Genomic DNA, 19943 nt, shown 5'->3' on the forward strand with positions numbered 1-19943 from the left:
ACTTAGTTGGCGAAAAAATCTTTGCGGTATAATTTCCAGAAATCCCAGAGGATCACTACCATAGTCACAGTGACCGGACCTAGAACCAGTCCCATGATTCCGAATTCCTGGATCCCTCCGATCAGGGAGAGAAAAATAAGAAGGGGGTGAATCCTAAGCTTCTTATCCAACATTTTCGGTTTTACCACATTCTCCAATACGATATAAAGAGCGAGCCCAGAGGCCATAAACAAACTCGCGCCCAGGATATTATTCTCTATGAACATCAAATAGAGTCCGATCGGAAGCCAAACCACCGAGGTTCCTATCACGGGAATCAGGGAGAAGAATGCCGCAATACTAGCGTACAAAAACGGGTTCGAAATTTTAGCAAATAATAGGAGTATATAAACCCCGACCCCTTGCAGAATGGATACGATTAGATTTCCTTTAAATACGGTCTGGACCGCGGAAGCGATTTTACGGCCCACTTGTTCCTCCACCTCGGTGGAAAAAGGAAGATTGTCCAAAATGAATCTTTCAATCTTTCTTCCGTCCTGGTAGAAAAAGAAAAGAAGAAGAAGGGAAAAGAATAGATTCATGAGAATTCCGGCAGGCAGATCGATGGAACCTAGGATAAAAGTGGAAGCGTTACTCAAAACCGCGTATAAGCTGTCCAGGTTCAGAATATCGATATAATTCTTGGCAAAATCCGCATAGATCTCGGGGACCTTGACCCAAAAGAAAGGATTATCCGTGACCAGATCCGTCAGAATATTCAGACTCATCAGAGTATCTATGATCCTGTCCTCGGAAAGGGAAATTCTGATCTTGAAAAGAATGGAAAGGGACTCCTCGATCAGAGTGCGAATCATGAAATAAGAGGGAAGTAGAACGATCATACATACGGATCCGATCATGATCCAAGGAGCAAGAGCCTCGAATCTAGGACCGATCATTCTCCGCAACTGCTTGTATTGCTTTCTAGTGGCGATATACAAAATCAAGGCCACAAGAGCGGAATAAAAATAGGGCCTTAGGACGACGAAGAGTAGGCCTCCGACTCCGATACAAAAAAAGGCCAGAAATACGTTAAAGACCTTGCGATTGGTCTCCATTCCGTCCCGGGGCGACATCAAAATCCACCCGAGGATCTTTGGAATAATTTCACGGTAGTACCTTCTTCTCCCGGAAGAATGGAGATCGCGATGGTTTTTCGATTGAATACTTCCACCAGATACAGGCTTTTTTTATCCGTCTTCTGGCTTTGAAGGATCTTATGCCCCAATAAGGAAATCAAGGCCTCGTAATATCCTTCCACGAATTTCTTGGAGTTGGCGTTTTTCAGGATGAGAATGGATTCCCTTGTCTCAAGGAGTCTCTCCGATTTCAACTCGGTGGAGTATAATAGTTGAGAATCTTTTAATACGAAATCTCTGGGAATCGCACTCGGAATCCGAAGCGGATTTTCCTGTAAAGTAAGACGATTGTAACGAAAGATTCTAGGCTCTTCCTTGGATAGGGAAGGTTTGACCGGGTCCTGCACGGGTAATTCCGGAATCGTTTGCTCCTGGGAAAAAAGAGAGGGGGAAAGGATTAGAACGAAGGATAAAAACAGGAGAGATCGCAATTTCAAGATTCTTTGGGATTCCACGAAATTTAGTTGAATCCACGAGTCCCAGCTTGACAATCCTTTTCTAGATGCAGTTGCCCGGATTCGATTCATACTTCCAGAATCTTTTGGATTGGGTCGCCGGTTTGCCCTCCTTTCTCGTCTGGATTTTTTTCGCCTTTTCCAATCTTACCGAAAACGTTTTTCCTCCCTGGCCGGGAGATACGGTCACCGCTTTCGGCGGATTCTTGCTCGCAAGGGGAGGGATCGGTTTCTGGGAATTGGCCACGAGCACCTTATTCGGAAATCTGGCCGGGGCCTGGATCATGTATTCCTTCGGCCACAAATTGTTGGAATGGCTAAAGAACAAAGATTTCCCCTTTAAATCGGAGCTCTATAACGAGGACTCCATTCAAAAAACCTTGGATTGGTTTTCCCGAAACAGCGTACTCGTCATCATTTTTTCCCGTTTTTCGGCAGGGATCCGATTCTTCGTATCCATCGTGGCCGGAATGGTGGACATCCATCCCGGATTATTCTTCTCTTATTTTTCCCTAGCCGTTTTTCTCTGGTGCGGTATCCTCATCTACGGAGGATTTTATTTAGGAAGCCATTGGGAAAAACTTCTAGAATTTCTATCCTTGTACAACCGAATCTTTCTGACCGTATTCGTCGTAGCTACTGTCTCGTTTGTACTATATAAGAAATTTCGAAAAAAGAAAGAGGCTTAGACCTTCAAGACCTCTTCCAGAGTTTTAACGAATTTCTTATGAACGGAATTTACATCCTTAGGCAATTCCAAATTCTTCGCTAACTCCAGAAGCAGATCGGGTTCTATCACTTTTCCTTCGAACCACTGGCCGGTCATTTCTCCTGCGATTTTAAGAACGGAGGATAAGTCTAGGATTCCTTTTTCCACCATGACAAGCGCAAATCCCAAAGCACCTTCGGTGGGAATATAAGGACGAATCCCTTCCGTTTTCCAAGGATCTAGACCGTGAGGAAGAGCGCTCTGCACATTCCATTTCATTTCTTCCGAAGAAGGCCCCAATTGGGCTTTGTTCACGAGTACGAGCTCCACAGGATTCAAATCCCCGTGGATCCTACGATTTTCTTCCGCAAGTTCCCGGATCAATTTGGCGTTGTCTCTAGTGATTGCGTCTCTTCCCAAAAAATTCAATCTGTATAGAAAATCCTCCAATTCTTTTCCTTGGAGAGCCCCCGTAAGAATGAATTGGTAAAGTAGAAAGATAAGATAATCACTCTCCGAATTGTCCCCGAGGAGAATCTCTTTCGAACCTGTGGGAAGATAAATTCTATCCCGAAGTAGAATGGTAAGTTTATAAGCCAATTGGTCGAATAGACTCTGAAAAGAAGAGCCCGCAAATTTTCGAACTCTTTCCAAGGCTCCCCAAAGTCCGTCGGTTAGAAATCTTGTGGGATGAGAGAGTGTGTCCCAAAACTTATCCACCATCCCTTTGATGGTTCCTTCCAGATACTTTAGATGGAGGGATTCCGTTTTGATTCCTTGCAGACGAAACGTGGAGAGAAGGGTTCTGCGGAAGAAATGGGGACTCGCGGAAATAAAACAAAGAGGAGAATCCTCCGTGCTATCCCTGAGTTCGTGTACCAAGGCAGGCATGCCGGGTAAGGGCAATTTCTGCTCTGGCGTTTCGAATAATGTGGAAATCTTTCCCTTATTGGAATGGATATCTGTGGCAAGATAGGTTTGGTCAATATCGGAAGTCGTCACCCAACCTTCGTATTCTTCGGAAAGAATACGAAGAGCTCCTTTACCGATCAAACTATCCGTGACAAGCTCGTGCTTTCCGGGAGTGTTCAGATACGCTAAATCTTTTCCGAACTGCCTGTAAGAATCCGGCTTCAAAAAATGAATATGAAATAGATAATTTCCCGGCTTGAGAGGAAAGGTGAATTCATGAAAGAAAAAACCGCTTTCATCGCCTCGGATCTCGGGGGAAGTATGTAGTACCTTTCCGGACTCGTCCAGGATCTCTGCAAGTAGGATCGGCTTCCGAACCGATTCCAAGGAGTAATCCAGAAAAGGGGTGATCTCCTTTTCCTGCCCCTCATACAAGCCCGTAAGAAGATTCCACTTGGAAGGATCCGTCATCTCTTCGGTGATTCCTATATCCACAACCTGGCCTCGGATATAGTAACGATTTTCTCTACCCAGGGTTCCGCCGCAAATGGCAGCCCTGCGTTTTTCTGTGTTCCTAGAAACCTTGCGCTCCGCTTCTTCTGTCACAACTCTTCCGGGATCCTTTTTCAAAATTTGGGAAAGGAAAACTCTAACACGGGGTCCCTAAAGGGAAAGCAAAAATCGAATTTCTTTGTTTTCGCCCCGAAGCATCCGTCTAGGATGGTATCTAGGATGCCGAGGGGGAGAGATTCTAGCGGTTCTAAGAAAGGTCCAAGAAGGATCTATATCCGCAAACTACGCTACGAAGAGGCCTATCGCATTCTGGACCGTGAAATTCAGGACGCTTTCCTAAAAGGAGAGACCCTGGTCGAGGTGATTCACGGCATAGGAGAGGGGGTTCTTAGAAAAATGACCGAGGATTATATCGGAGCCAATTCTTTTCTGAAAATCCTGGAAGATGCCGGTCTGAATATAGGAAACCCAGGATCGACTCTCATAGAAATCATGGGACCCTCGGCTGCGGACTTAAAGAAATACTTAAAATGACGACGGAACAGAGAAAAGCCATCCAGATACTCGACGTAACTCTCCGGGACGGGGAGCAAACCCGAGGTGTGAGTTTCTCCGCTTCGGAAAAATTGAATATAGCTAAATTCCTACTCCAAAATCTGAAAGTGGATCGGGTCGAAATCGCCTCGGCCCGAGTTTCCCAGGGAGAATTGGAAAGCGTACGTAAAATCATGGAATGGGCGGACTCCGAAAACGTAGGAGATCGAATCGAAATTCTAGGTTTCGTGGACTCCAATCGCAGCGTGGATTGGATCCTTGCCGCGGGTGCAAGAACTTTGAATCTTCTTACCAAAGGCTCCCTCAAACATTTGGAGGGGCAGCTTAAGAAAACTCCATCGGAGCATTTTGCGGAAGTATCGGAAACGATTCATTACGCCAAAAAGAACGGCTTAAACGTAAATATCTATCTGGAAGATTGGTCCAACGGTTATCTGAATAGCAAAGACTATGTATTGGATTTCGTGGATCATCTTTCCAAAGAGCCAGTGGGAAAAATATTCCTACCGGACACATTAGGAGTTCTTTCTCCCGACGAAACTTTCGAAGGAGTCAACACTCTCGTAAAAAGACATCCCGGAGCTCATTTCGAATTCCACGGTCATAATGATTACGATCTTTCCGTAGCCAATTGCATTTTTGCGGTCAAAGCGGGAGCAAAAGGTGTTCACGTTAGCGTAAATGGATTGGGAGAAAGAGCCGGTAATTCTCCGTTGGAGGCCGTGGTAACCGCGCTACACGATAAAGCCGGCATCCGAACTCTTGTGGATGAGAAATGCATTACGGAAGCAAGCCGCTTAGTAGAGACATTCAGCGGAAAAAGAATCTCAGCCAATCGTCCGGTTGTGGGCGAAGACGTATTCACTCAAACTGCGGGTGTTCATGCCGACGGTGATAAAAAAGGAAATCTATACGCAAATCCCATTCTTCCGGAACGTTTCGGAAGAAAGAGAAGTTACGCTCTGGGTAAACTCGCAGGAAAAGCGAGTATATCGGAAAACCTGAAGCAACTCGGGATGGTTCTTTCTCCCGAGATAGAGAGAAAGGTTTTGGAAAAGGTCATAGAGATGGGAGACCAAAACAAAACCATCACCCCCGAGGATCTTCCCTTTTTGATCGCGGACGTTTCCGGAGCGGCAACGGAACAGGCTCTGAAAATCGTAGGTTGCAAAATCGATTCCGGACTAGGAATCCGTCCTAAGGCAATCGTGGAATTGGAATGGAAGGGCAAAAAATTCTCCGCAGAAGGAGAAGGGGACGGAGGCTACGACGCCTTCATGGTGGCTCTCTCAAGCATCGGCTCCCAAGCAGGATTCACCATTCCTAGGCTCGTGGACTACGAGGTGAGGATTCCTCCCGGAGGAAAGACCGACGCACTTGTGGAGACCATGATCACCTGGAATAAGACCCAGGAAAATCACGAAGAAGAGAACTTCAAAACCATCGGCGTGCATTGCGATCAAACCATCGCTGCGGTCCTCGCTACTGAAAAAATGCTGAACCTAGTTCTCCAAAAATGGCACAACTGAAATTATTATTAGTGGGCCTTGGAAATCCGGGCCGCCAGTACGAAAAGAACAGGCATAATGTGGGTTTCCTTCTCCTGGACGATCTGGCTAAGGATTGGGACGTATCCTATTCTTCTTCCACCAAGGAATCAAAAGGAAAAATAGATCGCAATGGAATCACATTCCATTTTCTAAAGCCCTTGGAATATATGAATCTTTCGGGGAGAGCCGTCGCAGAACTCGCTAGAAAAAACGGAATCCCTCCGGAAAACATTTTAGTCATTCACGACGAAGTCGACTTCCCATTCTCCAAACTCAAATTCAAGCAAAGCGGGGGACACGGGGGCCATAACGGACTTAAAGACATCATCGAAAAATTAGGTTCCCCCGATTTCTTCCGCCTTCGTTTCGGAGTGGGAAAACCGGGTGATAGCGCTCTCACCTCGGGACATGTTCTATCCAATTTCCGTAAAGAGGAGATGGAACAGATGCCGGAACTCTTCCTTGCGGCTAAACAAAAAATCTCGGATTGGGTCCGGGAAAGAGAGATCCTTTTTTCGAAAGCCTCCGATAAGTAAAGTATCCCGAAAGCCTTTGCCGAATCGGGAGAATTGCTTTCGGAGACACCAGTTTGAGCGAATACGCCGTCAAGATTCCGACCTTCGAATCGGAGACCTTAAATTACGCAGCGAACCGGTTCTACGAATACCTGCGGGTGGAAAAGAATTATACCCAGAACACACTCAATGCGTATCTTCTGGATTTAAAATCATTCTTCGAATTCTGCCAAAAGGAACAGATCCAAATCTACGAATTAGAATCCGTCGACGTTCGTTCTTATTTCGCATATCTATCCCAAAACCAAGGACTCGACAGAAGAACCCAGAGCCGTAAACTTTCGAGTCTTCGCACCTTCTACAAGGTTCTCTTAAAAGACAATCTGGTTCCGGGAAATCCGATCCTTTCCGTTAGCTTCCCTAAAACCAGAAAGCAGGTCCCTAAGAATTTCAGAATAGAGGAAACGGAAAGCATACTGGATTTCGAAAACGAAAACGCATCCGAAATCCTAAACCTAAGAGACAAAGCGATTATAGAGGTATTGTATTCCACAGGACTTCGAGTATTCGAATTAGTGGATGCAAGTCTGACTCAATTATCCGCCGACCATACGATCTTAAAAGTAATGGGTAAGCGTAGAAAAGAAAGGTTCGTATACCTGGGAAAAGAAGCCGTAGATTGCTTAAAAGAGTATCTGGAATCCAGACCTCGCTTCCGCCCGAAATGCGATGAAATTTTTCTGAATCAAAAGGGAAATAAACTGACGACGAGAGGGGTCCGTTATATCTTGAACGAGAGAAGAAAGCGGATGGGATGGGACAAACCCATTACTCCCCATAAATTCCGTCACACGTTCGCAACGGATCTACTCGACGCAGGCGCGGATATTCGTGCCGTCCAGGAGCTTTTGGGCCATTCCTCTCTTTCCACCACCCAGGTGTATCTGAGCGTAAGCAAGGAAAAGATAAAAGAGGTCTACCGAAAGGCTCACCCGCATGCAAGACTCGATAAATCCAAGTAAAATCCACGCGACTACGATTCTCTGCGTTCGCAGAAACGGCAAGGTGGCCATTGCGGGAGACGGACAAGTCTCCTTCGGAAACACCGTAATGAAAAATAACGCGCGTAAGGTACGTAAATTATACAATGACCGGATCGTTTCCGGATTCGCGGGTTCCGCTGCGGACGCATTCACTCTATTCGAACTATTCGAAAAAAAAGTACACGAATTCGGAGGCAGTCTTTCTCGTAGCGCGGTCGAATTGGCAAGAGAATGGAGAACGGACCGCATGCTCCGAAGACTGGAAGCAATGCTCATAGTCGCAGATAAGGACGAATCTTTTCTAGTTTCCGGAACCGGGGACGTGATTTCTCCGGACGACGGAATTCTTGCCATCGGATCCGGCGGAAATTACGCTCTTTCTGCAGCTAGGGCCTTATTCCACCACACCCAATTAGAACCTTCCGAAATCGTCAAACAAGCCATGGATATCGCCGCCGATATCTGTATTTATACGAATCATAATATCATCGTGGAGGAAATCACCCCATGAGCGATCTCTTCCCGATCCCGTCCGAAAAAGAAGAATCCAAAATAGGAGACGACGAGCTCACTCCTAGACAAATCGTATCCAAGTTAGACGAGCATATCATCGGGCAGAAGAATGCGAAACGGGCCGTTGCCGTCGCGCTTAGAAACCGTACTCGAAGAAGAAAACTCGATCCGGAACTCAGAGAAGAAATCTATCCTAAAAATATCATCATGATCGGACCCACCGGAGTGGGAAAAACCGAAATCGCCAGAAGACTCTCCAAACTTTGCGGGGCTCCTTTCCTAAAAGTGGAAAGTACCAAATTCACCGAAGTGGGTTATGTGGGTCGGGATGTGGAAAGCATCATCCGAGATCTGGCTATGGTTTCCCTGAATCTAGTAAAGCAGGAATTCCGAAAAGAGGTGGAAGGCAAGGCCAAAGAAAGAGCCGAAGAGGCGTTATTAGATATACTATTGCCTTTTCCTTCTAAGACGACTTCCATTGCGGATCCTCATCCTCCTTCCATAGGCTTCTCTACGAACGTCGACGAAGATGAGAGAGAAAAACGTTTCTTAGAAACCAGAGAAACCATGCGAAAGAAACTAAAGTCGGGAAAATTGGACGACCAGATCGTAGAGTTGGATCTCCCACAGGCAGGTCCCCAAGGTTTGCCCATGCTGCAAGTATTCGGTGCGGGAAACATGGAGGATTTGGATAATCATATCCAAAACGTACTAGGTGATCTCATGCCCAAAAAGCAGAAGAAGAGAAAACTCCCGATCCAAGAAGCCTTAAAGGTTCTGGAAGAATCCGAAGCGGAAAAACTTCTAGATCCGGACAAATTGCAAAGGGAAGCCCAGAAGAGAGTGGAAGAGATGGGCATCGTATTCCTAGATGAAATCGATAAGATTGCGAGTAAGGAAGGAAGAGCGGGGGCAGACGTTTCCAGAGAAGGGGTCCAAAGAGATCTATTGCCTATCGTAGAAGGCGCGACCGTAAACACGAAGATCGGCCCCATCGTAACGGATCATATTCTATTCATCGCTGCGGGTGCATTCCATATGTCCAAACCTTCGGATTTAATCCCCGAGTTGCAGGGACGTTTTCCGATCCGAGTGGAACTGGAAAAATTGTCCATGGACGATTTTGAGAAAATTCTCACAGCCCCTAGATCCTCTCTAGTCAAACAATACCAGGCACTTCTCGCAACGGACGGGATCCAGGTGGAATTCACTTCCGACGGAATCCGGGAAATCGCAAAAATCGCCTACGAGATGAACGAGAAGCACGAGAATATCGGAGCAAGAAGACTCAACACCATCATGGAAAGACTCTTGGAAGATGTGAGTTTCGAAGGACCGGATCTACCCGAGAACCAAAGATCCCTCAAGATCGATCAAAAAACCGTGGAATCCAAACTGAAGGGAATCGTAGAAGATAAGGACCTGAGTCGTTATATTCTATAGTTTAGTCTCGGTAAGTCAAAAACTTACAAAATCATAGGGATAGCAGTTTTTGAGATATCTCGTTTCATTTATAACATTTTTCTTAATCCTGATCCTACTTTCCATTTTCAGCACGCTGATCATAGAAATGTATATCGGCCATGAGCTTTCGGATCGAGATTTGGAAAGTGTTAGAATGACATTATTATCTTTGATCGAGTTATCCTTCTCTTTTCTACTAACAAGATTCCTTGTAAAGAAAGGCTACTTGCCGTTCATCAAAAAAGAGGAAAAAGAGAATCTCATTCCGGACAAAAAAGATTTCGGACAGATATCGGCTTCCTTATTACGTCGTTATCTCGCATTTCAATTCGATACGATATTTCTACTGCTTCTACTGTTTGCGTGCGCTCGATTGATAACATTATTTGAAGCCGAATCGCAATTTCTACAGGCGCTACTATTACTTCCTCTTTATCTCTATGACGCTCTATTCGTTTATTTTTTCGGAGCCACCCCTGGCCATTATCTTGCAGGTCTAAGAGTGGTCTCGGCATCGGGTTCAAAATTAACTTTGGTAAATTGCTGTTTGCGATCTTGGCTTAAATTTGCCCTATGGATATTTTTCTGGATCGCTTTCATCGGGAAACGAAAACAAATGCCGCAGGATTACCTCACTTCGACCTACGTCGTATATTCGAAAAAAATAAAAGATATTTCAATCGAATGAGGCAAGCGGATGCAAATCTTGTGAAGATTACGGTTCCTTTACTGAGACGAGCGGATGCGAGTCTTATATCGAAGGAAGCCGAATCCAAAAATTCAGCCCTTTAATGATTTATACTCCGCATAAATCATTAAAGGGACCGGTCGGTCACAAGGTCGGTCTGATGTCCGTAAGAGAGTATTAAAAAGCCATTTCTCGTAGAGCGCTTAAAGGATATCTCATGTAGACAGTAGTGGTCCTACTTCCGGAAGTGATGGTAAGTAGGTCCAAAGGATTCAGCCCCATGGTATAATAGCCTTCGTCGATCATTGCGATTCCGAAACCGGCGCTTTCCTTCTCATCCAAGAATTCGGGACGAAAGAAATCCGCAGAATTTCCCTGGTCGAATAATTGCTTATGACGAACACGAGATTCTTCTATTCTACCGAAATCCATATTATGAATCGGAGAATCGTTCCGGATCCGGAAATTCAGCTCGTCGTTCGTGATTCGAATCTTGACCGAGATTCTCATCCTATTCTTCTTAAGCTTAAAGCGGATATCGGATAAGAATTCCCTTTCTTCGGATTTTAGGATTAGCTTCTTAGCTCGAATCTTATCTTCGAGTTGCAGGATATTCTGCACCTGGCGCTTGATCTTTTCGGGAACCACGTATCTTTGCATGGCGTCCCTAAGAGGAGAAGTGTCCATGATGATTTCCAGAAGCTCTTCGGCTTCTTCTTGGGAATCGCCTAGATTCGCGATTTTCTTCAGGAGCTCGTCTCGAAAGATGATATGACGAATATTACCTTTGATTGAGTTTAATAGGGCTTCCATCAATCCGCTGAATAAATGAAAAGCAGCCAAAGGATTGGCTCCTATCTCTTCCAAGAGTCCGTTTACAAGCTCGGAAAGAATATCCCGAGTCGGTTTCGTTAGGCCTTTTAGCTCTAAGTGAAAAAACCTTCTCTTTTTGAGGTCTTCGATATTTTGGAGGATTTCAGCCCCTTTGAGGACAGATTTCGGGTTTGCCATAGGAGGGAACTTAGAAAATTTAGTACACGTTGGCGAGCCGATCCGATTCGGCAAGCTGGTTTTAGGAAGATGGTACCAAAAACCGAAGATTTCGAACTCATAACTCCCGATCTAGGCGACACGGATAAGATCGAATTAGTAAGATGGAACGTGCGACTTGGAGAGAAAATCCAGGAAGGACAAGAAGTCTGCGAACTCGTCACGGATAAAGCCTCCTTTCCCATGGAATCTCCCATTAACGGAACCTTATCCAGAATCGATAAGGAAAAAGGCTCCGTGGTGAAAAAAGGTGAGGTGTTAGGCGCAATTGCGAGGGATACCTCCCAGTGAAATTGGTCCATTTATCGGACCTGCATTTTCCCGTTCCTCTTCCTATATCTAGTTTGAAGGGGAAAATGATTCCCGGTTATATCAACTACACCTTTCGGCGTAGAAAAAAATATCCGATTCTTCTCTGGGATGCTATCCTTCGGAAAGTGGAAGAGATCCGACCGGATGCGGTAATCATTTCCGGGGACATTACAAACGTCTCCCATTGGAAGGAATACGAGTACGCACTGGAATACCTCCGTCCATTGTTGGGCGACAAAACTTTTATGATTCCCGGAAATCATGATCGTTATACTATAAAGGCCGCCGGAAAGGAAGCGGAACCTCCTTATTACGAAAAATTCTTTTCCCCTTGGATGGGGGAAACCGTTGCCTCCGTTCCCGGCTATCTCCGTACAAAAAAAATAGGATCCCTGACACTGGTAGGCTGGGACTCTAATATGCCTCTCTTCATTCTTGACGCATTCGGATACGTTCAAAAGGAAATAGCCGAGGCCACCTTGCGGTATTTGGAAAAGGAAAAGATCCGGGATTATATCCTAGTCTGCCACCATCCAATCTGGAACCCGCCGGAAAACCAGGAAAGCTATAGTCATAAGATGAGAAATCGGGACGAAATCGCAGAGCTTTTGCAGGCCAAGCCTCCCTTGGCCTATCTGCACGGACATGTTCATACGAACTGGGTCAAGGCTCCGGATCCGGAAAAACCTTACTACGTGATCAATTCCGCGTCCAGCACTCGAATTTTAGATACGAAACACCAAAGCGGATTCCATGTTTTGGATTACGACGGCAAATCCGTGTCCGTCCAGAGATACGCCTTCTCTAACGACAAGAGAGAATTCATAGAATCGCAAACGATCTTATATTAAGAAAAGGGAAACAATGGCCGGCAAAATCGAACCCATAGAAATCCAAAGAGAACTCACAAAAATAAAACACCCCGAACTAAAGAAGGATATCGTCTCCTTGGGAATGATCGCATCTTTAAGCATAGAAGAAGATGAAACGAATATTCTAGTCAAGACCCCGAACCAAGACCGTAGGGTCCAAATCGGACTCGAGGCGCAGATCCGTCAGGCTCTTTCCAAGAAGGAAGGGGTGGGTAAAATCAAAATCAAATTCGAAGTGGATCCTAAATTCCAGCTCGACGACTCCAATAAGATCCTAGGCGTAAAAAAGGTCATCGCGGTCGGATCCGGAAAAGGAGGAGTCGGTAAGTCCACCGTAACCGTAAACCTTGCCGCCGCTGCTGCAGCCCTAGGATACAAAGTCGGAGTGATGGATGCGGATATCTACGGACCTTCCATCGGAAAGATGTTCGGTATCAACGGAAAAGTCGCTCTAAAGGCCGAAGAAGATAAAATCTATCCTTTGGAAAAAGACGGACTCAAAATCATTTCCTTCTCCTTTCTGATCGAAGAGAAACAACCCGTGGTCTGGAGAGGACCCATGCTTGGAAAGGCAGTCGAACAATTTCTCTACGATATCGTTTGGGGAGAACTCGATTTTCTTTTCATCGATCTACCACCGGGAACCGGTGACGTGCAACTTTCCCTTGCACAGCTCATAGACTTGGATGGGGCCGTTTTGGTAACCACTCCTCAGTCAGTCGCTCTTTTAGATGCGAATAGAGCGGCTTCCATGTTCCAACAAGTAAAGGTCCCGATCCTAGGAGTCGTGGAGAATATGAGCGAATTCATTTGTCCGAATTGCGGACACGCTTCTGCCATCTTTTCCAAAGGAGGAGGACAGAAATTGGCGGATTCTTCGGATACTAAATTCCTGGGCGGGGTCCCACTCACCATGGATGTAATGAACGCAGGAGAGACCGGAAAACCGTTGGTTTTCCAGGATCCGGAAGGAATTATCGCAAAATCCTATAAAAACATACTCCAGAATCTGGCAGAAGAGATAAAAAAGTGGGAATAATTGCCCGGCGACAGTCAGTTAGTACAAGGGGAGGAAAACCGTGAAGTTCGAAAAAGGCACAGAAAAGAATCCGTCCGGAAACCTCATAGTTTATTGTAACGTAGTCGGAGAAAATCCGCTATATCCGGGAGGCAAGATCATCGCATCCAATGTCGTGGTCAGCTTTCTCCGAATCGGCGAAAATTTTCCAGTAGTTACTTTCCCTCCGGTATCCTTGGATAGCTACGACGATCTTAAGAGAATCATAACAGACCATTACGATAAGTATGATGTGGTCAAAATCAAGGACTTCGAAATGCCTGCCGGCCAGGAAGATTCCAATTCCTATATCAAGGAAAGAATGGACCATTTCGAAAACGTGGTCATTCGCTATGTGGAACTCTGTAAAAATAGGGAAGGAGGCAACTTCTCCGCACCCGAGAAAGAACCGGAAGGCGTTAGGGATTATCTGGACGCACTTGCCAATCTTTCCTTAAAAGTAAGACGTTCCAGTGGTATCGCAAGAGAAGCTTCCTTGCTTCATATGGAAAGACTCGTGGAAACTTTTTCCGGAAAACACCCCGAATTCGATCTTCATAATTTCCGCAAGGCGCTGGAAGTTCCGGGCCAAACCGGTGAGGAATTGATCGGTCTTTATCTACAGAAATTCAACGCGATTTCCTACGAAAGATACGAAGACGCCTCTTCCTTGAACAAGCGCATCCAAGAAATAGAATCTGTAGCCTGAAACCTTCGCGGGACCGAATCCTTCGGTCCCGTTTTCAAATCCTTCTTTAATTTCCTAATCAAATCCTAACGTAAGGCTCTTATCCGCAAATAAGGGAAGGCAAAAAAGTTTTTTGTCTCAAAGCATCCTTTATAAGACTATCCTATAGTATGAGAAATCTCCCGGCATTATTCTCGGTGCCTATCCTATTCTTACTATTCGAGTGCAGTACTGCCCCCATTTCTCTTCCTCAAAAATGGATCAATGAGAAATTCCAAGACAAGGTATTGGAGCCGCACGGAGATCTAATCGTTTACCTACCTCCGGGAATCTTTGAAGGAAAGCGATCGGATACCATGCAATTAAAGCTCCGGTTAACGGATATCCGAGAAAGCCGCCTCAGCGGGGAAAGCGATAGAATCTCCGTAAGTCTCCCTTTCATTCCCAAAGAGGAAAATATATTGTATTTTCCCATCCCTGTAGGAACTTATAGGCTTTATTTCGAAATGGGTTACGATATTAGCACCGCTTTCTCGGAGAAATTGGAAGCCAAATCCGACGATTCCTTACAGGGAAAATTCGACATCACCGTAACCAAGGAGAGCCGTTTTGTGATCCGTCCGGAGGCAGAACGAACAGAAGGGGACTTAGCTCTTAATCTTTCCCTATTCTTATTTTCTCCGATTCTTTTTCCTGCCGGAAAATTCCCTTACTACAAAAGAACACATTCCTTCGGATTGGAAGTATTGCCTAACGCTACCAAGGAAACGCGGGAGGAATTTTTTCTTCCTCTGGGAGAAGTATACGAAGCCAACGGTAATTCGTTGAAACTGAAATCCCGTCCTGGAACTCTTAGCCCCGGCCAGGTAATCAGTATACTCGACAAAGACGATCGCACTATTGCTCAAGCTACGATAATTATGAATTTTCACGCGTATTCCGAAGCGAAAATAATCGAACCTTACAAATCCGTAAAATTACAAGGACTCCGATACGGAGTAATAATCAAAAAATGAAAATTTTTCCCTTAACGATTCTACTACTCTTTCTATTCTTCGGATCTGCATTTTCTTCCTGTAAAAAAGGAGAAGGAAAACTAGACGTCGATAAAATCGGGAAATCCGAGTTCAATCAAAAGATAGAGGGACTTTTATCGCGAGCCGTCTCCGAGAAAGATCCGAACATTAAGGCCAAACTTTATGGAGAAGCTTCCGACCTTCTCTCGGAAAAGGGGGACCTGAAAAGAATGTACGAGACCGCACTCCTCGGGAAGAAGGAAAATCCTCTCCAGAAGCAATGCCTCGCCTCCATTGCAGAATATCATTTTAGAAAAGGAAATAAAGAAGAAGCGAGAATCCAATTAACGGATCTTTTATCCAGAGAATCCGATTTTCCACGGGCAAATTTTTTATTCGGGTTAATTCTTATGCATTCCGAGAAACCGAAACTAGCGAGGCCTTATTTTCAAAAAGCCCTTTCTGTAGATGCAGAAAATCCGGAGTATGCGCTGAATTGGTTAGTCTCCGTCTATGAATCCGGAGATAAGAAGAAGGCTTTGGACTCCATTTCCACCTTAACGGAAAAATTTCCGAAGTACGGACCTTTATGGAAAAATGCAGGCCTGATACAGGAAGCAATGGGAAAAAAGAAAGAAGCAATTCTATCTTACGAAACATATTTGCAACTCAATGAGAATGGGACGGACGTTCCTGCCGTAAAAAAATGGATTTCCAATCTGAAGTAGGCCACTTATGAAATCGAATCTGATTCTTATCCTTTCGTTCTTATCAATTCTTACCGGCCCGGCCTATTCCTTCACAGTGGGAGTGGCGGACATAAAAACATTCGATCCGAATACGGATATAGGAAAAATCTCCGACTCCTTACAACAAGAAATCCAGAAAGGCAAACAAGCGGTCGTAAGAGATAGAAAGAGTATCGAGAGTCTCTTGGAATATTTCGACGAATGTTCCTCTGGAATTCGCAAATGCAGCTCCGATTCTTCTCCCGATATCAAGGGCCTGGATGTGATCGTTTTCGCAGAATTGTTTCGCACTCCACTCGGCTATTCTCTTTCAGTGAGAGCCGTGAGAGAGAGTTCCTGGACTGTATTCGCAGTTTCTCAGGTTTCCGGCAAGGATCCGGAAGATCTAATCCGAGAAGCCGGAGCGGAAATCAACGAATCCTTTAGAGCCGTAAACGAAGGAAAAATACCTTTAAACGATTCAGATAGCATTTCAGGAAAGTATACTTTAGCAATCCATGAAATTCGCATGGCGAACGAAGATGCGGAACGCGCCAATTTGGGCGGGAGAATGGATTCGGTCTTAGGTTCGGTCTTCGGAAAAAAAAGCAATTTCGTATTGGTGGAAAGGGCGAGAACTGCGGATCTCGCTGAGGAAAAGAAACTTTCCTTAAGCGGACTAGCCAGAACGAACCGAAAGGAATTCGAGATTAGAGGGATCACTCATTTCCTTACCGGTTCCCTAAAGGTGTTCGATGGAATCTATGTATTGAGTTACCAGATCAATAGCGTCAAGACGGGACTTCCCATCTTAAGCGATATAGTAGAATGGTCCGACGAGAAAGAATTAGAAATCGCAAGTAACGAACTCGTAAAATCCGCCAATCGAAAGATCTTCGAAGAAAACGGAAAATTATTCGTACATTCCTGCGATGTGAAAGATGCGATCGTCACTCTGGAAAAACAAGGCGGAGGAGTTCCGGACGAATTGGGACATTGTCCGATCAGCATTGAAGACCTTCCTCCCGGAAAATACGTACTCTCTTTTTACTCCGAGGAAAAGGATACGCTTACCATGCAAATAGAGATTCGTCCTACGGAAACCGTCAATCTGGACTCGATTCGACTTCCGCCGATCGACCTTTCTCTTTTAAAGGAGGCCTCCGATCTGGAATACCAGGAGAATTACCAACGCTCCCTGGAAAAATACCGCGCCTTTTACGGAAAATATCCGAAACATAGGCTATCCTCCTACGCCTTATATAGGGAAGGCTTTATCCTACAAATCAATTTACATAAATATGATGAAGGAAAGGCGGTCTTGCAGGAGGTTTTGAACAGGAATCCGGACGCCTCCATTAGAACCGAAGCGTATTACGGAATCGCGTTGGGTCTACGGAAGCAAGGGCTCACGGAAGACGGAGATCGAATCCTAAAAATGCTTGCGGAGGAATACCCAGGAAGCATAGCAGCGGAAGCGGCAAAAGAATGTTTAACCACTAGGAGTTGTTCTCTTTGAAACTTCCGTTAGGACTCGGAATCATACTATTTCTATTCTCCGCGTCTCTTATTTCCAAGGAGAAATCCGGCAGAATATATGACTACAATCGACTCAACTCTAAAGCTACGATCTTAGTCAAAAAACCGGGAATCTTCAGAATGGGGGAGACTCTTTCCGTTTTCCGGGAGGGAAAAAAACAAGGAGAGCTTAAGGTTTCCCTTTTATTCCATTCTAAGATACTTGCGAGTCCCGTATCCGGAACGGATTTCCGTTCGGGAGATTTGGTAATAGAAGGAACCGAAGAAACGGCGCCCGAATCCGATCCGGAACCTAAAAAGGCCCGTCTATCCTATGTAAGTTTGGCCGCGGGAGCGGGATGGATTACGAATTTCGAATGCGATTCGGAGGGAAAGAAAAGCGAACCGCAATTGCGAAAGCTGGAATTCCCGCAAAAAATCGCCTATCGAACGGCCGACTCCTCTTTTTATGATTCGATCCCTGCGGAATCGGTAAAGGAAATCCTATTTCTTTGGGACGGAAGCAATCTTTCTTCTTACTCCATACGACCCACGAAAGGAGAAGAAATTCGCAGCCCCGAAATCCTATTGTCCCAGGTGGCAAAGAAATTAAAAGCGCCCAAGGATAGTATAGCCGGCAAAACGATATGTAAAGTCCAGCCCAAGGAAAGAAAGTCCGCTTTGGAAGTTTCTCCGGATGCGCTCAACTTAAAGATTATCGCCGACGGAGTCTATCCGCACGGATCGCAAGGCAAAACCTACCTTTTGAAAGTATATTCAAATTCTCTGTTTATCGAAGCTTTCAAGATTCCCGTTCAAAACGGCTCCAAGGAATACGTATTAGGTATCGGTGTGCAGGACCTATTTCCCGGAAAAAATACGATCCAAGTCTTTTGGGTAGAATCGGATTCGAACGGCGAAGAAATATTTTCCGGATCGGCGCCCGCACTCATCGACACTTTCGAAATCTCCGTCGGAGAAAATACCGGGTATGAAAAAATCCGAAAGCTCACTTCGAAAGGGATCTTGTTAGAGCCTTAATTCGAAAAGATTTATATTTCACCTTCCGGCTTCCATCTAGGATACAGATCGATCTCCTTGCCCAGAAGACGAAAAATCCTCCCCGCCATAAAGTCTCCGAGTTCTTCCAAAGTCTTAGGGACTTGATAGAACCCGGGAGAAGCGGGAGCGAGGATCGCGCCCGCATCATGCAGTGCCAACATATTCTCCAAATGGATGCGATTATAAGGAGTTTCCCTCGGAACCAGGATTAATTTTCTCCTTTCTTTCAGGGAAACGTCAGCGGCCCGCTCAATCAGGTTATCCGTGATTCCCGCCCGTATGGAAGCGACGGTCTTCATGGAGCATGGAACGATCACCATGCCTTCCCAAACATTCGAGCCGGAAGCGATGTCCGCTCCCACGTCTTCGAATTTTCTCAAACGAAAAGAATGTACCGAATTAGGTCTCCATTTCTCTCGGATAAAATCCAGGACCTGTTCGCCCGTCTCAACGGAAGTCTGATATTCCTCTCGGAAAACTCGGATAGCGGCGGGACTCGGTACGAACCAACTTTCTCCCGGTAATTCCATGAGAGCCCGGAGAAACCGGGCGGCATAAATCGATCCGCTCGCTCCGGCCATGGCTACGACCAAACTGGTTCCTAATTTCGGAAAACTCATGGATTGGATCCGGAGCTTATTAAACGAACCAGGTCCGGAAATTTCTCGGATAAGATTCCCAAAAAAATCACGATGGAAATCCAAGAGTGAATTCTATAAAACGAGGGCGGAAAATTTCCGTCCGGATTCTCCGCGGCGATTTTTTGTTCCCAAGCCAAGAAAAAGGCGGTGATCGCCCAAAAGAACCAAAACGCTTGCGAAAGCCCCGCGTTCCAGGCGGCCAATCCCAGGAAGACCAGGGATAATACATGAGAACTTCTTGATATAATAACGGACCACTTTTTACCGAATTTCGCAGGAACGGAATGTAGTCCTTCCTTTCTGTCGAATGCCTCGTCCTGGAGAGCGTAGAGTATATCGAAACCGGCCAAATTGAATGCGAGACCGACGGTCCAAAATCCCGCTATCCAAGAAAATTCCTCCCGAACGGCGATCCAAGCCGCCAGAGGTGCAAGGCCTATGGTCAGTCCTAAATAAAAATGGCAAAGAAAAGTGAATCTCTTCGTATAAGAATAAGTTAATAACAGGAATAAGGTGGGGAAGGAGAGATAAAAAGATAACCGGTTTAAGAACCAGCTCCCGAGGAAAAAGACTAAGGAAGATGCAATTATGAAGAGAATCGCGGTGGTATCGGAGATCTGTCCCGACGGAATTTCTCGATTGGCGGTTCTAGGATTTTTAGAATCTATCCTCTTGTCCGCCCAGCGATTGAATCCCATCGCGGCGCTCCTAGCTCCCACCATGCATACCAATATCCAAAAGAATTTCATTCCGATTGCAGGAAGAGTCGGAACAGGAGGTTCTAGGATCGCGAGTACAAAGGCTATCCCCGCAAAAGGCAAGGCGAACAGAGTATGGGAGAATTTGATAAATCGCCCGTATTTGGCGATCGCTTCCAGAGCGGTTGAGTTCATCGTTTATGAGA

General features: G+C 45.5%; 22 protein-coding genes. 16 read left to right on the top strand and 6 right to left on the bottom strand.

Annotated elements, in window-relative coordinates; genetic code table 11:
• Positions 1–2: 2 nt before the first annotated feature.
• Both LEP1GSC061_RS08590 and LEP1GSC061_RS08595 read right to left on the bottom strand, forming a co-directional pair.
• Complete coding sequence (locus tag LEP1GSC061_RS08590) at positions 3–1115, bottom strand: AI-2E family transporter (protein WP_016544508.1); 1113 nt, start codon at positions 1113–1115, stop codon at positions 3–5.
• Positions 1115–1615, bottom strand: a complete 501-nt coding sequence (locus LEP1GSC061_RS08595) for a hypothetical protein (protein ID WP_232218382.1) — start codon at positions 1613–1615, stop codon at positions 1115–1117. Before LEP1GSC061_RS08595 ends, LEP1GSC061_RS08590 begins: the two co-directional genes overlap by 1 nt.
• A gap of 65 nt (positions 1616–1680) precedes the next feature.
• Between LEP1GSC061_RS08595 and LEP1GSC061_RS08600 the strand changes: the two genes are divergently transcribed.
• Complete coding sequence (locus LEP1GSC061_RS08600; protein WP_016544893.1) at positions 1681–2322, top strand: DedA family protein; 642 nt, start codon at positions 1681–1683, stop codon at positions 2320–2322.
• On the opposite strand, the gene LEP1GSC061_RS08605 is transcribed toward LEP1GSC061_RS08600, so the two are convergent.
• Complete coding sequence (locus LEP1GSC061_RS08605; RefSeq protein WP_016544706.1) at positions 2319–3860, bottom strand: phosphatase domain-containing protein; 1542 nt, start codon at positions 3858–3860, stop codon at positions 2319–2321. The two genes, LEP1GSC061_RS08600 and LEP1GSC061_RS08605, sit on opposite strands and share 4 nt — an antisense overlap.
• 126 nt (positions 3861–3986) lie before the next feature.
• Here LEP1GSC061_RS08605 and LEP1GSC061_RS08610 point away from each other — a divergent pair, with 126 nt between their 5' ends.
• From LEP1GSC061_RS08610 to LEP1GSC061_RS22115, 7 genes are all read left to right on the top strand, one after another.
• Complete coding sequence (locus LEP1GSC061_RS08610; protein WP_016544525.1) at positions 3987–4301, top strand: Smr/MutS family protein; 315 nt, start codon at positions 3987–3989, stop codon at positions 4299–4301.
• The gene (gene cimA / locus LEP1GSC061_RS08615; protein WP_016544580.1) at positions 4298–5851 is read left to right on the top strand and encodes a (R)-citramalate synthase CimA; all 1554 of its coding nucleotides are present in this window, start codon (positions 4298–4300) and stop codon (positions 5849–5851) included. Before LEP1GSC061_RS08610 ends, cimA begins: the two co-directional genes overlap by 4 nt.
• Positions 5839–6408 carry an aminoacyl-tRNA hydrolase gene (gene pth, locus LEP1GSC061_RS08620; RefSeq protein WP_016544274.1) on the top strand — a complete coding sequence of 190 codons (570 nt, stop codon included), beginning with the start codon at positions 5839–5841 and terminating at the stop codon, positions 6406–6408. The genes cimA and pth overlap by 13 nt, the downstream gene beginning before the upstream one ends.
• Positions 6409–6461: 53 nt before the next feature.
• Complete coding sequence (xerA, locus tag LEP1GSC061_RS08625; protein WP_016544664.1) at positions 6462–7409, top strand: site-specific tyrosine recombinase/integron integrase; 948 nt, start codon at positions 6462–6464, stop codon at positions 7407–7409.
• Positions 7384–7941 carry an ATP-dependent protease subunit HslV gene (gene hslV, locus LEP1GSC061_RS08630; RefSeq protein ID WP_016544984.1) on the top strand — a complete coding sequence of 186 codons (558 nt, stop codon included), beginning with the start codon at positions 7384–7386 and terminating at the stop codon, positions 7939–7941. The genes xerA and hslV overlap by 26 nt, the downstream gene beginning before the upstream one ends.
• Entirely contained in the window at positions 7938–9386 is a 1449-nt protein-coding gene (gene hslU, locus LEP1GSC061_RS08635; RefSeq protein WP_016544457.1) for an ATP-dependent protease ATPase subunit HslU, read from the top strand. Before hslV ends, hslU begins: the two co-directional genes overlap by 4 nt.
• Positions 9387–9561: 175 nt before the next feature.
• On the top strand, positions 9562–10095 hold the full coding sequence (locus LEP1GSC061_RS22115; protein WP_415751830.1) for an RDD family protein: 534 nt from the start codon (positions 9562–9564) through the stop codon (positions 10093–10095).
• A 177-nt stretch (positions 10096–10272) separates the two neighbouring features.
• On the opposite strand, the gene LEP1GSC061_RS08645 is transcribed toward LEP1GSC061_RS22115, so the two are convergent.
• Positions 10273–11106, bottom strand: coding sequence for a hypothetical protein (locus LEP1GSC061_RS08645; RefSeq protein WP_016544436.1), 834 nt, complete (start codon positions 11104–11106; stop codon positions 10273–10275).
• Between the two features lie 69 nt (positions 11107–11175).
• On the opposite strand from LEP1GSC061_RS08645, the gene LEP1GSC061_RS08650 reads away from it, so the two are divergent.
• The 8 genes from LEP1GSC061_RS08650 to LEP1GSC061_RS08685 all read left to right on the top strand — a co-directional run bounded on the left by LEP1GSC061_RS08650 (position 11176) and on the right by LEP1GSC061_RS08685 (position 18377).
• Positions 11176–11436 carry a lipoyl domain-containing protein gene (locus LEP1GSC061_RS08650; protein ID WP_016544535.1) on the top strand — a complete coding sequence of 87 codons (261 nt, stop codon included), beginning with the start codon at positions 11176–11178 and terminating at the stop codon, positions 11434–11436.
• Positions 11433–12308, top strand: coding sequence for a metallophosphoesterase family protein (locus LEP1GSC061_RS08655; protein ID WP_016544213.1), 876 nt, complete (start codon positions 11433–11435; stop codon positions 12306–12308). Before LEP1GSC061_RS08650 ends, LEP1GSC061_RS08655 begins: the two co-directional genes overlap by 4 nt.
• Positions 12309–12321: 13 nt before the next feature.
• Positions 12322–13368 carry an Mrp/NBP35 family ATP-binding protein gene (locus LEP1GSC061_RS08660; RefSeq protein ID WP_016544301.1) on the top strand — a complete coding sequence of 349 codons (1047 nt, stop codon included), beginning with the start codon at positions 12322–12324 and terminating at the stop codon, positions 13366–13368.
• Between the two features lie 40 nt (positions 13369–13408).
• Positions 13409–14095, top strand: coding sequence for a hypothetical protein (locus LEP1GSC061_RS08665; RefSeq protein WP_016544766.1), 687 nt, complete (start codon positions 13409–13411; stop codon positions 14093–14095).
• 149 nt (positions 14096–14244) lie between these two features.
• A complete protein-coding gene (locus LEP1GSC061_RS08670) occupies positions 14245–15090 on the top strand; it encodes a hypothetical protein (RefSeq protein WP_016544755.1) in 846 nt (281 codons plus the stop codon).
• The gene (locus LEP1GSC061_RS08675) at positions 15087–15818 is read left to right on the top strand and encodes a tetratricopeptide repeat protein (RefSeq protein WP_016544266.1); all 732 of its coding nucleotides are present in this window, start codon (positions 15087–15089) and stop codon (positions 15816–15818) included. Before LEP1GSC061_RS08670 ends, LEP1GSC061_RS08675 begins: the two co-directional genes overlap by 4 nt.
• A gap of 7 nt (positions 15819–15825) precedes the next feature.
• Complete coding sequence (locus LEP1GSC061_RS08680; protein ID WP_016544883.1) at positions 15826–17337, top strand: tetratricopeptide repeat protein; 1512 nt, start codon at positions 15826–15828, stop codon at positions 17335–17337.
• On the top strand, positions 17334–18377 hold the full coding sequence (locus tag LEP1GSC061_RS08685) for a hypothetical protein (protein WP_016544495.1): 1044 nt from the start codon (positions 17334–17336) through the stop codon (positions 18375–18377). The genes LEP1GSC061_RS08680 and LEP1GSC061_RS08685 overlap by 4 nt, the downstream gene beginning before the upstream one ends.
• A gap of 11 nt (positions 18378–18388) precedes the next feature.
• Here LEP1GSC061_RS08685 and LEP1GSC061_RS08690 read toward each other — a convergent pair whose 3' ends face one another.
• Entirely contained in the window at positions 18389–19018 is a 630-nt protein-coding gene (locus LEP1GSC061_RS08690; RefSeq protein WP_016544631.1) for a UbiX family flavin prenyltransferase, read from the bottom strand.
• Entirely contained in the window at positions 19015–19932 is a 918-nt protein-coding gene (locus tag LEP1GSC061_RS08695; protein ID WP_040508147.1) for a UbiA-like polyprenyltransferase, read from the bottom strand. Before LEP1GSC061_RS08695 ends, LEP1GSC061_RS08690 begins: the two co-directional genes overlap by 4 nt.
• Positions 19933–19943 lie beyond the last annotated feature (11 nt).

Source organism: Leptospira wolffii serovar Khorat str. Khorat-H2 (assembly GCF_000306115.2).
Taxonomy (GTDB): Bacteria; Spirochaetota; Leptospiria; order Leptospirales; family Leptospiraceae; genus Leptospira_B; species Leptospira_B wolffii.